This window comes from Wolbachia endosymbiont of Dactylopius coccus (assembly GCF_977011065.1).
This window is the reverse complement of the sequence record NZ_OZ347065.1, coordinates 56,747-72,163: the sequence shown is the minus strand read 5'-3', so window position 1 is coordinate 72,163 and position 15,417 is coordinate 56,747. Positions and strand designations below refer to the sequence as shown.

The following is a 15,417-nucleotide window of genomic DNA, read 5'->3' as shown; positions in this document are numbered from 1 at the left end:
TTGAAAAACGACAAATTCGTCATTCCGCTACTAGTTAGCGGAATCTATGCCGAGATACTGCGGCGGTATGACGTGTTGCTTGGGTCAGCTATAGGACCTGTACCAGCACCATGACCTTACCCAGAAAAAATGGAGAGAAAGGAGTTTTTTTGTGGTAATCCAATTAACAGCTTGCTCATTATAGTCTTGCAACTTTGATTTAATATACAATCCAAGTGTCATTTGAACACTCCCGAACTTATCACTTTATGCCACTGGTCTTCATCTAAAATTTCTACACCTAATTCCACTGCCTTTTTATATTTGGATCCTGGTTTTTCTCCTGCAATTAGGTAGTCAGTTTTAGCAGAAAGATGTGAGCTGACCTTTGCTCCTAGAGTTTTGGCTCTTACTTTTGCCTCTCCTCTACTCATAGCAAGTAGCTTACCAGTAAACACTATAATTTTATTATTTAAAACAGAGTCACTAGAGTTGGAGCTCACAGGAAGAATTTGAAGACAAGCAGTAAGATCATTTAACATTTTGATGTTATGTTCCTTAGAAAAAAATGATTCCAAAGATTCAGCCCCTTTTTTTCCTATGCCGTCTATACCGACTAGCTCAGTATTATCTGATGACAGTTCAATCATCGAATTATACCAATTATCATAAGAAACATAATAATCTGCAAGCAATTCTGCTGCAACTTGGCCAATAAATCTAATACCTAAAGAAAATATAAACCTATCTAGAGTTATTACCCTTCTGCTTTGTATAGAATTTAACAAATTAGCTATAGATTTCTTGCCCCAGCCAGACTGTCCTTCCAGATTAAATTCATCCAATTTTTCTTCTAAAGTAAAAATATCATGGATTTGTTTTATCAGACCAAGGTCGTAAAAAAACTCTATCTGCTTATCACCAAGGCCAACAATGTCAAATGCATCTTTCGATACAAAATGCTTTAGTTTTTCTATCATTTGAGCTTTACAGGCAAATTCCTCAGGACATCTTACTGCTGCCTCTCCCTCAACCTGACGTACTTTACTACCACATTCAGGGCATACTTCAGGAAACACAAATTCAGGTGTATTTGGAAGACGAGAATCTCTGCTTACTTCAACGATCTGGGGAATTACATCACCTGCCCTTTTAATTGTTACAATATCTCCCTCTCTTATGTCTTTACGTTTTATCTCATCTTGGTTATGCAGACTTGCTCTACTAACTAGCACCCCACCAACATTGACTGGCACTAAATCTGCAACTGGAGTTAAAACCCCTGTTCTGCCCACCTGTATAAATATCTTGTTTAACTTTGTTTTTGCATAAACCGCAGAAAACTTGTATGCAAGTGCTGAGCGCGGTGCTTTGTGAGTATTCCCTAGACGATTTTGTAGTACCAAATCATTTACTTTATAGACTATTCCATCAATATCATAATCCAAGTTATAGCGACAATTATAGACCTCGTTATAGAACTTCAGCATTCCATCCAAACTACTCGTTAAGGACTGATGCTCATTTACGCAAAAACCAAGTGCCTCAAGCTTACTTAGTATTTCACTTTGACTTTTCTCTGCTCCACCAATCAAAGAATAAGCAAAATATCTAAGTGGTCTACTTGCTGTAATGTTTGCATCCAATTGCTTTAGAGAACCAGCAGCTGCATTTCGAGGATTGGCAAATTCATCGTTTTCATTTAACTTCAAAAAGTCGCTGTTACTGATGTATATTTCACCTCTTACTTCTAGTCTTCCTTGCACACCTTGCAAAAACTTAGGAAAGCCTTTTATTGTTGCAACATTGTGAGTGACATCTTCCCCTACAAAACCATCACCTCGAGTTGCAGCTTTAACAAATCTTCCATCCTCATAAATTGCAGAAAACGACAACCCATCAATTTTTGGTTCACATAATATCTCTATTTTGTCCTCAATTAAAAACCTCTTTATTTTAGACAAAAATTTCTCTACACCTTGTTCATCATAAGCATTCTCAAGGGAAAGCATAGGTTCTTGATGTTCCACCTTAGAAAACCTCTCATCAGGTGGAGCACCAACACTATCTTGTGTTGCATAAATTTCTGGCTCTATTTCAGCTAACTTTTTCTTCAGTTCATCATATTCAGCATCACTTATTTCTGGCTTATTTTTTTGGTGATACAAAACATTATGATAATTTATTTGATCTTGTAGTTTTTCTCTCATCTTTTCTAAGTTAGTCATGATACCAATATAATGCTACATTAGCCTTTGTCGTCAAGCTGTGAATTTTTTTCAAAAGGCACCATAAATGATTTCAATTTGCCATATATACTACTGCTCTGAAAAGCAACTATACTAATATTAATATAACATTTATATTTACATGCTAATATTAGCATTATTTTTAAATTAAGGAGTATATTATGGTAAAATACAATTACAAAAATTTGGCTAACGAATCAAACTTCAGCTCTCAAGTGCATCGTGCAGGAATATTCGATAAAATTCTGGGTATAAGCAAAACAGCAAAAGAAGCTGCGAATCAAGTAATAACTGAAATGGGTGACGACTTAAAAGCAGAAGCTAGAAAAGCAGCTAAAGCTGAAGTAAACGAAAAAGCTCAGGAAATAGAAAAAAATATATTGAAGTCTGTTAATGAAAATGCTACAAAAGCAGCTAAAAATGCAGCTGAAAAAGCAGTAAAAAATGTAGGACCAGAAGTTGCAGATCTGCTGAAGCCAGAAATAAAGACTCAGATAGAAGAAGCAATCAAAAAATACAGTGAAGAAAAAATCGAAAGTCTTATAAAGCCTGAAATTACAAGCAAAATAGATGATCTTCTTACTGAACAGAGTAAAGAAGCAAGAAAACTTTTAAAAAGTGAAATGAATGAGTTAATCAAAGATGCACATAAAAATTTGGATGGGAAAATAGATAAGATTGAATGCGAACTTACAGAAGCAAAATCTCATATCTTATACCAATTCCCATTACACGGCAAACAGATAGACAATAATAGAAGACAAGCCATAATGAAATAAGTGAAATAGTCGAGGTATAAATGGCACTAAGATCAAAATTATTGGATGAAGAAGTAGTAAAATCAGCAAAAAAAATGCTGAAGAAAGTAAGGAACAATGCATATGTTGCAAAAAAACTAAATGCTGTAATTGCAGCAAAAAAGCATAGTATAACGGCTGTAGCAAAAATATATTGCATTTCAAGAAGCGCACTAACTTCGTGGATAAAACTCTTGAAATTAGGCAGAGAAGAAAAATTGTTTGCTCCTCCACAACGGCGTAGAAAAACTAAATTAAATCAGGCTCAACTACAGCAAGTTGAAGCATGGGTAGGAGAAAATCCTAATATTACCATTAAAGAAATGAGAATAAGAATCCAGGAAAAGTTCGGCTTAAATATTAGCAAATCTACAGTACACCGCTATATGCAAAAGATGAAATTCTCTTATATTACACCAAGACCAGTACACAATGTACAAGATAAAAGAAAACAAGAGGAATTCAAAAAAAAATCTCAACGAAGTTATTGGCAAGTATCCTGAAAAAGAGCTGTTTTTCTTCGATGAATCGCGGTTTGGCACACATTCAAAGACCGGGCATGGATGGTTTAAAAAAGGCGTCAGAACAAAAGTTAAGGTAAAATTAGGTAGGGAAAATTTTTATCTCTACAGTGCAGTTAATCCTAGAAATGGGGAGAATTCTAGCTTGTTTGCACCGAATGTCAACACTGATTGTATGAATATATTTCTTGAGCAAATGTCTCAATATTTGGGACCACGAGAAGCCTTTCTTGTTATGGATTGTGCTAGTTGGCATAAGTCGAAAAGTTTAAAGGTACCTAAAAATATTGAGATTATATACCTACCACCATACTCACCTGAACTCAATCCAGTTGAGAGGCTTTGGTTGTATGTAAAACAGAACATTTTGCGCAATAAAATATACGATACTATTGCTTTGCTTGAGAGTGCTTTGTGTAAATTTATTACTTCTCTTACCTACTCCACAATTAAACAACTCTGCTATGTATCCTATTTGAATGACCAACAATGAGAATTGGTATTACTTTCTTCAGCATTTCTTTTGCTGATTCTACTACTTTTTCATCCAATAATTTTGATCTTAATGCCATTTATACCTCAACTATTTTACTTACTTCATTATGGCTTTTCTTCCATTGTTGTCCATCTGTTTGCCGTGTAATGGGAATTGGTATTAGAAGTTGGTGCAAATAGTCTCCTCGAGAGCGCAAAATTATTGTCTCTTATGGCAGAAAATGAAACATGTGCAAACCAAGATTTAGTGTATTTTTAATCACAACAGGAGTCTTTGTACTAGGCTCTGTGGACAAAATTTTAGAGAAGCCATATGAGAGCTCCAACAAAATTTAGAAATCCCATGTAAACCTCTGCGGTCTTGTCAAATCTGGAAAAAATGCGCCTAAAATTTTTAATTTTACCGAAAAAGCACTCAATCAAATGACGTTCTTTATAAATATGCTCATCATAGTATCTTTGCACTTTTCGATTCCTTTTTGATGGAATTACGATTTCACATTTCCTGTTTTCAAGGCTGACCACAAAAGCATTGCTGTCATAACCCTTATCAGCTACTACAATGGAGTTATAGACATTTTTTGTTAATACTTCAGCTTGTGTAATTTCATTCCTCTGGCCAGGAGTAAGTATAAATTTTAAAGGATTTCCCAATGCATCAACAAGTGCATGAATTTTAGTCGTAAAGCCACCTTTACTTCGCCCTAAAGCCTCTTGATCCTTCGAATCTTTTGTATATCCAGCCGAACATGGATGGGCTCTAATGATCGTACCGTCGATTATGACGGCTTCTAAATCTGGCTCTTGTTTTGTGTACTCCAATAAATTTTTCCAAATACCCCTTTCGCACCATCTCTTAAATCGTTTGTGTATACTTCTGTAATTGCCATAGATTTTCGGCAAAAGTCGCCATTGGCAACCACTTCGCGCCATATACCACACTGCTTCTATGAATATTCTTAAACGTTTTTCGTCTTTACTATGCATTCCTTTTATGCCTTTTATGAATTCTAAAATTTGTTTCCAATTTCTTTCTTTTATATAATATTCCATTCGGTAGTTTCTCCATTTTTATGTTCATTTGGTTAAACTACCACTTTTTTTCTCCCTCTTCATATTTTTTGTCCACAGAGCCTAGTAACAACAAAAAATCTTTTATTGACTCAATTCTATTTTATTCTACAAATTTGCTTTAATTTTTCTTGTAAGTTCTCAACTGGGTGTGTATCCTTACGTGAGTGAAGATTAATAAAATGCATTCTATATCGCTAATTTTGTCAAATTGACAAGCAAGCGTGAGAGGAGTTCTTTTTTAGTGTTACTCCTTCACTCACAAATTTTGAAAAACATGCTAAAAGAACAAGACAAAATATTCACCAACCTAAATGGTAAAGAAACTCCACTACTTAAGGGTGCAAAAAAACGTGGTAGCTGGCAAAAAACAAAGGAGTTACTAGATTTAGGATCAGAAAAGATCATTGATGAAGTAAAGAAATCTGGTTTGAGAGGTCGAGGGGGTGCAGGATTTTCCACCGGCCTTAAGTGGAGCTTTATGCCCAAAAATCTCCCAAAAGCATATTTAGTAGTCAATGCAGATGAGTCAGAACCTGGTACATGTAAAGATAGAGATATATTGCGATATGAGCCACATAAGTTACTTGAGGGAATTCTCCTAGCCGGCAAAGCGATCAGCGCATCAGTTGCGTATATTTATATCAGGGGTGAATTTTATAATGAATATTTAGTTCTAAAAAAAGCACTTGAGGAAGCCTATAAAGAAAACTTAATTGGAAAAAATGCCTGCAAATCAGGTTATGATCTTGATGTGTTTATCCATAGGGGTGCAGGAGCTTACATATGTGGGGAAGAAACAGCTCAACTCGAATCAATTGAAGGAAAAAAGGGCTTTCCTCGCATGAAACCTCCATTTCCCGCAGGTGTTGGAGTTTTTGGCTGTCCAACCACAATAAACAACGTTGAAACTATAGCCATGGTTCCAGATATTCTAAATCGCGGAGGAGAATGGTTTGCATCTCTTGGTAAACCAAATAATACTGGTACTAAGATTTTTTGTATTTCAGGACATGTAAACAACCTGTGTAATGTTGAAGAAGAGCTCGGAATTCCACTACGTGAATTAATTGAAAAATACGCAGGTGGAGTGCGAGGAGGTTGGGATAATTTACTTGCTGTAATACCTGGTGGGTCTTCAGTGCCATTAATTCCAAAATCTATATGTGATACTATTGAAATGGATTTTGATTCATTAAGAACCGCACAATCAGGGCTTGGTACTGCTGCTGTAATAGTGATGGATAAATCAACTGATATAATAGCTGCAATAGAGAGGTTATCACACTTTTATATGCATGAGTCCTGTGGACAATGCACACCATGCCGTGAAGGTACTGGATGGATGTGGAGAATTATGAAGAGGATGGTGGCAGGAGATATTAAGCCTGATGAAATAGATAAACTGCTTGATCTTACGACTCAAATAGAAGGACATACAATTTGCGCGCTTGGCGATGCTGCAGCTTGGCCAATTCAAGGATTAATAAGACATTTTCGCCATGTTATCAGAGAAAGAGCGATAATTTAACTCTACTTATACTTCTTAAGCCGTTTTGCTACTTAGCAACCAGAGCTAAAAAATATTGATTCCCTTCTTTTTTAGGTGCCAATTCTACCTTTGCAATATCTTCAGTGTCTCGAATTAGCCGTTCTAATTTTTCCAGTCCAACATCAGTATTTATAAGCTCTCTCCCTCTAAATCTCATTGTGACTTTAATTTTATGTCCGTGGGCAAGTAAGTCTCTTGCTTGACGCAATTTTGTTCCGTAATCGTGATCACCAATATTGGGACCCAGTTTAATTTCTTTTATAGTTAATGTTTTTTGTTTCTTTTTTGCTTCACTTGCTTTCTTTTTTATGTCATACTTTTGTTTGCTATAATCCAGAATTTTACATACTGGAGGGGTTGAATCAGGTACAATTTCCACCAAGTCTAAACCAACACTCTGTGCAAATTCCAAAGCTCGTTCTACTGGCACGATTCCGACCATTTCACCACTATGATCAACTAAGCGTACCTCCTTAGCTGTGATGAATCCATTAATTCTGTTTTTATTGTTCTTTTTAACTTGCAAACTTTAACTCCCTTAATTCAAATTAATACTTTTTAACAACAATTCAATAGCCTTCTCCAAAGAAAAAGACTCCTGTCTTTCCGATCCTAAATTTCTCACTGACACAGTTTTACTTGTAACTTCATTTTTGCCTACAATCCACAATATAGGAACCTTGTTTGAACTATGCAAACGTATCTTATAACTAATTTTTTCATTGGTCAAATCAGTCTTGACTCTCACACCTTGTTCTTTTAAGACATTGCTGATTTCTGTGGCGTAACCGTCAGCCTCATTTGTAATGGTTAGAATAGCAAGTTGCGTTGGAGCAAGCCAAACTGGAAATTTTCCTGCGTAATTTTCTATCAAAATTCCGATAAAACGCTCAAAAGTCCCAAGAATTGCCCTATGTAACATGACAGGGTGATACTTGTGCCCATCTGCCCCTATATAAAAAGCTCCCAGACGTTCTGGTAAAATGAAATCAACTTGTAATGTTCCACATTGCCAGCTTCTGCCTATTGCATCTTTTAAAACAAACTCTAGCTTTGGACCATAAAATGCACCTTCACCAGGATTAAGTTTATAACTCAAGCCCGCTTCTTTAATGGCTTCAAGCAGCGCTTTTTCAGCTCTATCCCACACTTCATCATTACCTGCTCTAATATCTGGACGGTCTGAAAATTTCACAGAAATTTCATTAAACCCAAGCTCTGAATATACTTCTTTTAAAAGGTCACAAAACTTTATAGTCTCAGAATTCACTTGTTCTTCCATACAAAAAATGTGTGCATCGTCTTGCGTAAAACCACGCACTCGCATCAGTCCGTGCAATGAGCCTGAGCTTTCATTTCTATGGCATGTGCCAAACTCTGCCATACGTATTGGTAAATCACGGTAGCTCCTGGTGTGAGAATTAAAAATCTGCACATGACAAGGGCAATTCATAGGTTTTATTGCTAGCTTTTTGCTTTCAGATTCATCAACAATAAACATATTTTCACGAAATTTATCCCAATGTCCCGACTTTTCCCACAGTTCCTTGCTTACTAAAATAGGGGTTTTTACCTCAAAATAGCCATTATTTATTAGCTTCTTTCTGATGTAAGACTCAAGAACATTATATAAAATATATCCTTGTTCATGCCAAAAAACCTGCCCGACAGCTTCCTCTTGGATGTGAAATAAATCCATATCCTTGGCAATTTTGCGGTGATCACGTTTCTCTGCTTCTTTGAGACACTCAAGATAAGCGTTTAATTCATCCTTATTTCTCCATGCTGTGCCATATATTCGCTGCAACATTGGGCCCTTTGCATCACCTCGCCAGTATGCACCCGCTACTTTCATAAGTTTAAACGCTTTAACTCTGCCGGTTGATGGTGAGTGCGGACCACGGCATAGGTCAATAAAATCACCTTGCCTATAAACAGTTAGGTTTTCACCCTCTGGTATGGATGAGATAATATCAACCTTATATTTTTCGCCTATACCACTAAAGAGATCAATTGCCTGCTTGCGAGTCCAAACTTCTCGAACAAATCTGTGGTTACTTTTTACAATCTCTTTCATTTTCTTTTCTATTGCGGTAAGATCGTCCGTAGTAAAGGCACGACTTGTAGCAAAGTCATAGTAAAAACCGTCCTGAATTGTTGGGCCGATAGTAATCTGAGTATTAGGAAATAGCTCTTTCACTGCCTGTGCCATTATATGAGCAGCATCATGCCTTATTATATCCAAACCCGCTTCGTCACTAAGTTTTATCACTTTTATCTCTGCATCAGCTTCAATTTCACGTGAGAGGTCATATAGCTCACCATTTACTTTCAATGCAACTACTTCTTTCAAAGCATACGGTTGTAATATATCAAAGCCAGTGACTCTACCACTGTATTCTTTTACTTTTTGTTCGGTTGAAAAAGTAATCCTAACCATAAATAAACCTATACGGACATGTAGCTTGAAGGCGGTTTGCTTCTTCCAACGGTGTCATCCCAGTGTCACGCACATAGCCATACGAACATTCATTTTCGAAGGTAAATTGCACAGCAAATGGTGTCATTCCAGTGCTTGACACTGGAATCCAGCTTTTTTGTAATTTCATTGAAAATGTTGTATAGTGTGCTTGTTCACAATCAATTTTACTGGATCCCAGTGTCAAGCACTGGGATGACACCTTTGTGTTTGAGGCAAAACAGGCTATAACATTTAACATACTGCCCTCGCAAACAAATGTTCGTACAGTTGTGTATCAGCTACTGGGATGACACCACCCCTAGTGGGCACTGCCCCTAAATCATAATGGATAACAGGGTTATAAGCTCCGAACATTAATAATAAGGCCTATTCTTTTTTAACCTGAGTGCAATTGCGTCTTCCCAAACTTCACCATTACGCAATAACTTTTCTTTATTGTACATTAGCTCCTCCCTTGTTTCAGTAGCAAATTCAAAGTTAGGACCCTCCACAATTGCATCAACTGGACATGCCTCTTGGCAAAGTCCGCAGTATATGCATTTTGTCATATCAATATCATAGCGCGTGGTGCGACGACTACCGTCTTCTCTTTCCTCTGCTTCAATAACTATTGCTTGAGCAGGGCAGATAACTTCACATAATTTACAAGCTATGCATCGTTCTTCACCGTTTGGATACCTACGCAACGCATGCTCACCACGAAACCTTGGACTTAAAGGGCCCTTCTCCATAGGATACCTCAAAGTAACCTTTGGCTTAAACATATATTTTAATGTAATAACAAACCCTTTAATTAACTCTACAAAAGACCAGTACCAAGCTAATTTCTTGAGCATAAAATATTTAAAACTTGTGTCAGTCATTATAAATCATATTATCAGTTTTCAAAATAAATATTTTCACCTGGATGATCTTTACAGTTTTTTTATATAATATATTCATTAATATGATAGTGTTATATTACTATAAATTGACAAGATAAATAAAATTTAGATGTTTTCAAATTAGGTATTTTGGTTCCTTAAGTATAACATTGCTAAGTAGTTTATATAAATAATGACAAACACAAATGAAACTATTTTCGCTTTGTCGACCGTATTTGGTAAGTCAGGAGTTGCAGTAATCAGAATTTCAGGCAATTACGCACTTAAAGCTTTAAATCATTTTCATATTAAGAAAGAAATTAAACCAAGATTTGCTACTTTAGTTGATCTATATGATGATTCCAGTCAATTGATAGATAATGGAATAATCATCTATTTCCCTGCTCCAAACAGTTTCACTGGCGAGGACGTTATAGAGTTACAAGTGCATGGAAGCAAGGCAGTTATAAAAATCATCTTGGAGGAATTATCAAAAGTTTTCGTTATGGCCAAGCCTGGAGAATTCTCACTTAGGGCTTTTCTAAATGGTAAATTTGACTTAACGCAAATAGAAGGGATTGCAGACTTAATTGATGCTGAGACGAAAATGCAAGCTAAACAAGCGATTAAGCAGATATCAGGAGAATTGGAGAGACTATACAGCAGTTGGAGGCAAAGATTAATAACGATACAATCCAAAATCGAAGCATATATAGACTTTCCAGAGGACATTTTGGCAGAAAAAAGTGAATTGGAAAAAATTAATAATGAAGTGCAATCTCTCGTGCAGTTGATACAAGAGCATTTAAATGATAATAGACGGGGCGAAAGGTTGCGTGAGGGTTTACATATTGTAATAACTGGTGAACCAAATGTCGGTAAATCAACTCTGTTTAATTTCTTAGCCAAGCGTGATATTGCTATTGTTTCTGAATATGCAGGCACAACAAGAGACGTGCTTGAAGCTCATATTGACATTGGCGGATACCCAATCATTCTCTCTGATACTGCTGGAATTCGTGAGAGTTCAGACCCGATAGAATCAGAAGGCATAAGTCGAGCAAAAAAGAGGTCTTTTGAAGCTGATTTAAGAATAGAACTATTTCCTTTTGAACAACGACACGATGTCAACTATCAAGCCGCAGGCAATATACCATCTGTCGTTGACACACAACTATGCAAATATTGTAATCAACAAACGGTGTCATCCCAGTGCGTGACACTGGGATCCAGATATAAAAATACTTGCAAATTATGCAATAGACAATGGATTCTAGAAACATGTGCTGAAAACAATGTTCATAGCTGGATTCCAGTGTCAGCTACTTGCATGACATCAGACCAAAATGACACCATTCATGTTCTGAGCAAAGCTGACGATGTTATCAATGATCACAATATAAAAATTAATGGCATAGATCTTTTACCCATTTCTATTTTAAAGGGAATAGGTACAAACAAGTTGATCTCCCTCATAAAAGAGAAGGCAGAGGAAAAATTTGGGCATGATAGAGACACTCCTGTGATTACTCGGCAAAGACATAGGAATCACATGAAGAAAGCACTGGAACATTTACAACGTTTTAATATCGATAATCCAATTGAGTTGATATCTGAAGATTTGAGGCTTGCTGCATTTGAACTTGGTGCGGTGATTGGAATTATTGATGTTGAGGAAATATTGAGTAGTGTGTTTAGCAACTTTTGCGTGGGCAAGTAAAGCTTTTATAGATTGCTTAAAATCAAATGTTGTGATAGAAAAGAAATGGACGGATGGCCGAGCGGTTTAAGGCACCAGTCTTGAAAACTGACGTACGTGATGAGCGTACCATGGGTTCGAATCCCATTCCGTCCGCACAGCATCCCGCGATGTTAGCTGATTTTTAGAGCTTATTTGGACTATGTGGTTCATAACGCTGGAAATCTTGTCTAATCTAGCCACATCTTTTAAAAATACATCCCTTTGTAAATTGACCTTATTAGCGAAGAAAGCTAATATCTATAAATAGATTACCATCTGAATATGAAAACCGATATAGTAATAATAGGTGCAGGGCCTATTGGAATATTCACTGCTTTTCAAGCGGGAATGCTTGATATGAGATGTCATATAATAGATGTTTTGGATCAAGCAGGAGGACAATGCACAGCTCTTTACCCAGAAAAGCCAATATATGATATACCTGGTTATCCTGTAATTACTGCCCAAAAATTAATTGAGCAATTAATGGAGCAAGCTTCACCATTTGAGCCTGTTTACCATTTAAGTCAAAAAGTGGAAAAGATTTCGAATAACTGTGATCAAAGCTTTACTATCATAACTAACACAGGTACAGAGGTAAAATATAAGGCTGTTATTGTTGCTGCAGGTAACGGAATGTTTGAACCTAACCGTCCACCCTTAAGTGGTATATTAGAATATGAAAATAAATCTGTATTTTATAGTGTAAATAAAATTTCTGATTTTCAGGACAAAACTATAGTCATTGCAGGGGGGGGTGATTCTGCGGCTGATTGGACTGTAGAACTTTCTAAAGTTGCAAAGAAAATTTATGTGATACATAGAAGAAAGGAATTTCGCTGCACTCCTGAAACTAGAAATAAATTAGAATCACTTGAAAATAATGGAAAGATAGAACTGGTAGTGCCATATCAATTACACGAACTAGCAGGAGGTAATGGGCAGTTGAGCGCAGTGATAGTAAAAAACATTGCCTCTAAGGAAGAAAAAGAAATATCCGCTGATTTTTTGCTGCCATTTTTTGGATTGTCAATGAATCTTGGGCCAATAAACAGTTGGGGTATAGAGTTAGAACATGGCCGCATAATTGTCGACCCAGCTACACTTAGAACCAGTAGAGATAGAATATATGCAATCGGAGATATAGCTACTTATCCAGGCAAACTCAAGTTAATACTAAGTGGTTTTGCCGAGAGTGCCATGGCTTGTTATGACATATACAAAGTAATCCACAACTCTCCAGTCAATTTTCAATATTCAACTTCAAAGGGCATTCACGGGAAAGAAAAACTTTCTTGACAAACTCCGCCAGCCCCCTTATCATGAAAGTGAAGCTATTTATCTTCGCAATCTCTGCAGTGGATTAATGACAAAAAAACTTAATGTATTTGGCGTAAATCATGCTTAATTTTTTGCACTATGTGCACCTCATGTCTTTATAAAACTTCTAGGTTTCCACCTATATAAGCTGAAACGCGCTTATAAAGCGTTTAAGACAGTAAAAGACGTCAAATAGACAAGGGAGAATTTGAATACTAGCCACCCTGGGGTTTCTTTGCCTTTTTTTCCGCTCAGTAAATTTCTTAACGTTTATAATTTAGGTTAGTTGCATTTAAAAGCGGCTGAATCGTAGCGTTTAGAATAAAAAAACGCCATACTTGAAAGTATAATGTAAGTAATTAGCCAACCATGGGGCTTCTTTTGCCTTTTTTTCGTTTAGTAAATTTCTTAACGTTTGTAGCTAAAAGAGCCCAAGAGAGGTGTCATTCCAGTGCTTGACACTGGAATCTAGAAAAAAAGAAGCTGGATCCCAGTGTCTGGGCACTGGGATGACAAAGAAATAGGCACTGGGATGACACCTACGCACGCTCACTTTGTCATTCCAGCGTGTGACCAGAAAAAACATAGACCCCAAGTGTCAGCTACTTTCATGACATCATTATAAAGTGTCACGCGCTGGGATGACGAAGAAAGAGCATAAGGCATTGTGTTTTACGTTGTGCATTTTATTAACCGACACTATAAACAACATCCTTACAATTATGAGATTGGACTACAACTTGCTCAAGCGTTAAGCTGCTGCGTTTAGCATCTTTACTGTGGTTTTCTCCAAGAACCTCTGTTCTTTCTTGTTTTATTTCTTCAATGAATTTCTTGTTAACGCTTTCAGTGTCAATCTTTTCCTGAGAATATATAAGGTTAGTGCAATTTGTTTTTCTATAATAATGCACGCCAAGACATATAATTGATAATGCAAGTATACCAGAACCTATAAGTAATGATAACCCTATGTTATTAATCAAAGGGTTTTGGTAAAATTTTTGTATATTATTAACACCGCCTTCCGCATACAGCAATAAAGGAAGTGCTATATTTGCAGCAACTACACCAGTAAATAATGCAGTAAATATTGGTCTGTCGTTAATTACTGATTTTATTTTATTAGTTCTAGTAATTACTTTTTCGTCAATGTTAGTGAAGCCTTGTTTAGCTTCCCAAGCATTAAGTACAAAATTTGAATGAGTGCCATTGCTATATTCCAGTCTTACAGATTTTATAGCTTTATTTTTTGGCTGATGCTCCAACACATCAGCTAAAATTTCATTCGCATCTTCTTTTTGAATGGAATGTTCTTCAGTATTTCTAAACTGTTTTATTGCAAAAAATATTGGACTAATTGCAAGCAACGCAGCAAGTGCGATAACTGGTATAGTGATATATTTTGGGCTGTTTGTAAAAAATGCAATAAATTTTGCTTTATCTTGTAAGTATAATAAAGCTGCAGATGTGCTGAGTATAATAGCACTTGCACCAAAAATTATAAAGCCCTTCTGCTGCATGGCATACTGCGCTCTTGGCCAGATTCTGTTTACTTTCTTTTGTGAATTGATTAAGGAAGTTTTTGAATTCATTTCACCTGTACTATATTGTGTACTGAACTCTTCTTTTAGGTTTTCGAGAGTTTTATCAAAATCCCAAGGGTTACTAAATTCCGTTTCTTGTGAAACTGATCTTGTCATTCCTGAGCTTTGATTATCTATTCCACTATCTAAGCTCTTTTTCGAAGATTTTGTATCTGGGTTTATAGTTGCATAAATAGGTTCTTCTGGTTCATTACCAGATGATCCTCCTAAACCTAAACTTGCTGTTTGTGATGCCCAATCATGAGTCTCACCTTTTGTTTCTTCTAGGGAAGGAGGTGGTACTTCAGTACTAAGATCAAACAAATTTTCGTCTTCTTTGTCTTGTAAACCTGGAGCTTTTGGCAAAATCGATGATGCTATATTCAGTATATCTGAGATAGTTTTTCCTGCTTCTTCAGGCGATGGTGGATTTATTTCTTCATCATTTTTTTTGAGAGTACTTGTTCTAGGCGTTGGTGTTGGTGGAGTTTCTGGTGTTACTTTGCCATCTTTATCTATTGGTGTATAAGAAAGTGGTTTTACTGTATCTTGTGTTCCTGGCATATTACCCTCCGAAATTAACTACAATGCTCTTTTGATTACGCTATAGTTATTAAGATGTAGTAAATACCAATTTACAGATAATGTATCTGTTTAGCAGAGTGGCAAAATAAGGTAGACGAGAAAAGACAACTATAGGAACAAATGGGTGTCATCCCAGTGCCCAGACACTGGGATCCAGAAAATTTGATTGTGTACTATAC

At 36.4% G+C, this 15,417-nt stretch carries 16 protein-coding genes and 1 tRNA gene; 7 read left to right on the top strand and 10 right to left on the bottom strand.

The window, feature by feature from the left end:
• Positions 1–218: 218 nt before the first annotated feature.
• The gene (ligA, locus tag ACWHVF_RS00355) at positions 219–2,207 is read right to left on the bottom strand and encodes an NAD-dependent DNA ligase LigA (protein WP_064125086.1); all 1,989 of its coding nucleotides are present in this window, start codon (positions 2,205–2,207) and stop codon (positions 219–221) included.
• A 182-nt stretch (positions 2,208–2,389) separates the two neighbouring features.
• Here ligA and ACWHVF_RS00350 point away from each other — a divergent pair, with 182 nt between their 5' ends.
• The gene (locus ACWHVF_RS00350) at positions 2,390–3,007 is read left to right on the top strand and encodes a hypothetical protein (protein ID WP_447933039.1); all 618 of its coding nucleotides are present in this window, start codon (positions 2,390–2,392) and stop codon (positions 3,005–3,007) included.
• A gap of 20 nt (positions 3,008–3,027) precedes the next feature.
• A protein-coding gene (locus ACWHVF_RS00345) for an IS630 family transposase (RefSeq protein WP_447933038.1) occupies positions 3,028–4,039 on the top strand; the annotation gives its coding sequence in 2 pieces (ribosomal slippage) (positions 3,028–3,489 and positions 3,491–4,039; 1,011 coding nt in all).
• On the opposite strand, the gene ACWHVF_RS00340 is transcribed toward ACWHVF_RS00345, so the two are convergent.
• Both ACWHVF_RS00340 and ACWHVF_RS00335 read right to left on the bottom strand, forming a co-directional pair.
• Positions 3,996–4,118, bottom strand: coding sequence for a hypothetical protein (locus tag ACWHVF_RS00340; RefSeq protein ID WP_447933308.1), 123 nt, complete (start codon positions 4,116–4,118; stop codon positions 3,996–3,998). The genes ACWHVF_RS00345 and ACWHVF_RS00340 overlap by 44 nt on opposite strands.
• 223 nt (positions 4,119–4,341) lie before the next feature.
• A complete protein-coding gene (locus tag ACWHVF_RS00335) occupies positions 4,342–5,094 on the bottom strand; it encodes an IS5 family transposase (protein WP_064124816.1) in 753 nt (250 codons plus the stop codon).
• Between the two features lie 20 nt (positions 5,095–5,114).
• Between ACWHVF_RS00335 and ACWHVF_RS00330 the strand changes: the two genes are divergently transcribed.
• The gene (locus ACWHVF_RS00330; protein WP_447933037.1) at positions 5,115–5,237 is read left to right on the top strand and encodes a hypothetical protein; all 123 of its coding nucleotides are present in this window, start codon (positions 5,115–5,117) and stop codon (positions 5,235–5,237) included.
• A gap of 152 nt (positions 5,238–5,389) precedes the next feature.
• A complete protein-coding gene (nuoF, locus tag ACWHVF_RS00325) occupies positions 5,390–6,643 on the top strand; it encodes an NADH-quinone oxidoreductase subunit NuoF (RefSeq protein WP_064125007.1) in 1,254 nt (417 codons plus the stop codon).
• A gap of 28 nt (positions 6,644–6,671) precedes the next feature.
• Here the strand turns inward: nuoF and infC are convergent, their stop codons facing one another.
• From infC to nuoI, 5 genes are read right to left on the bottom strand one after another with little or no spacing between them, the layout of a single operon-like run.
• Entirely contained in the window at positions 6,672–7,190 is a 519-nt protein-coding gene (gene infC, locus ACWHVF_RS00320) for a translation initiation factor IF-3 (RefSeq protein ID WP_064125005.1), read from the bottom strand.
• Positions 7,191–7,202: 12 nt separating this feature from the next.
• Positions 7,203–9,104: a threonine--tRNA ligase gene (gene thrS / locus ACWHVF_RS00315; RefSeq protein WP_064125006.1), complete on the bottom strand. Its 1,902-nt coding sequence runs from the start codon at positions 9,102–9,104 to the stop codon at positions 7,203–7,205.
• Positions 9,097–9,384 carry a hypothetical protein gene (locus ACWHVF_RS00310; protein ID WP_049973587.1) on the bottom strand — a complete coding sequence of 96 codons (288 nt, stop codon included), beginning with the start codon at positions 9,382–9,384 and terminating at the stop codon, positions 9,097–9,099. The genes thrS and ACWHVF_RS00310 overlap by 8 nt, the downstream gene beginning before the upstream one ends.
• Positions 9,378–9,500, bottom strand: coding sequence for a hypothetical protein (locus ACWHVF_RS00305; protein WP_447933036.1), 123 nt, complete (start codon positions 9,498–9,500; stop codon positions 9,378–9,380). Before ACWHVF_RS00305 ends, ACWHVF_RS00310 begins: the two co-directional genes overlap by 7 nt.
• Positions 9,500–9,982 carry an NADH-quinone oxidoreductase subunit NuoI gene (gene nuoI / locus ACWHVF_RS00300; RefSeq protein ID WP_038199316.1) on the bottom strand — a complete coding sequence of 161 codons (483 nt, stop codon included), beginning with the start codon at positions 9,980–9,982 and terminating at the stop codon, positions 9,500–9,502. The genes ACWHVF_RS00305 and nuoI overlap by 1 nt, the downstream gene beginning before the upstream one ends.
• A gap of 220 nt (positions 9,983–10,202) precedes the next feature.
• Between nuoI and mnmE the strand changes: the two genes are divergently transcribed.
• The 3 genes from mnmE to ACWHVF_RS00285 all read left to right on the top strand — a co-directional run bounded on the left by mnmE (position 10,203) and on the right by ACWHVF_RS00285 (position 13,049).
• Positions 10,203–11,729 (top strand): tRNA uridine-5-carboxymethylaminomethyl(34) synthesis GTPase MnmE, encoded by a 1,527-nt coding sequence (mnmE, locus tag ACWHVF_RS00295; protein WP_447933035.1) that lies wholly within the window; start codon positions 10,203–10,205, stop codon positions 11,727–11,729.
• Positions 11,730–11,776: 47 nt separating this feature from the next.
• Positions 11,777–11,864: transfer RNA gene (locus ACWHVF_RS00290), tRNA-Ser, on the top strand.
• A 168-nt stretch (positions 11,865–12,032) separates the two neighbouring features.
• Complete coding sequence (locus ACWHVF_RS00285; protein ID WP_447933034.1) at positions 12,033–13,049, top strand: NAD(P)/FAD-dependent oxidoreductase; 1,017 nt, start codon at positions 12,033–12,035, stop codon at positions 13,047–13,049.
• 442 nt (positions 13,050–13,491) lie between these two features.
• On the opposite strand, the gene ACWHVF_RS00280 is transcribed toward ACWHVF_RS00285, so the two are convergent.
• Entirely contained in the window at positions 13,492–13,656 is a 165-nt protein-coding gene (locus ACWHVF_RS00280; RefSeq protein WP_179945549.1) for a hypothetical protein, read from the bottom strand.
• Positions 13,657–13,759: 103 nt separating this feature from the next.
• Positions 13,760–15,217 carry a hypothetical protein gene (locus ACWHVF_RS00275; RefSeq protein ID WP_064124782.1) on the bottom strand — a complete coding sequence of 486 codons (1,458 nt, stop codon included), beginning with the start codon at positions 15,215–15,217 and terminating at the stop codon, positions 13,760–13,762.
• Between the last annotated feature and the right edge of the window lie 200 nt (positions 15,218–15,417).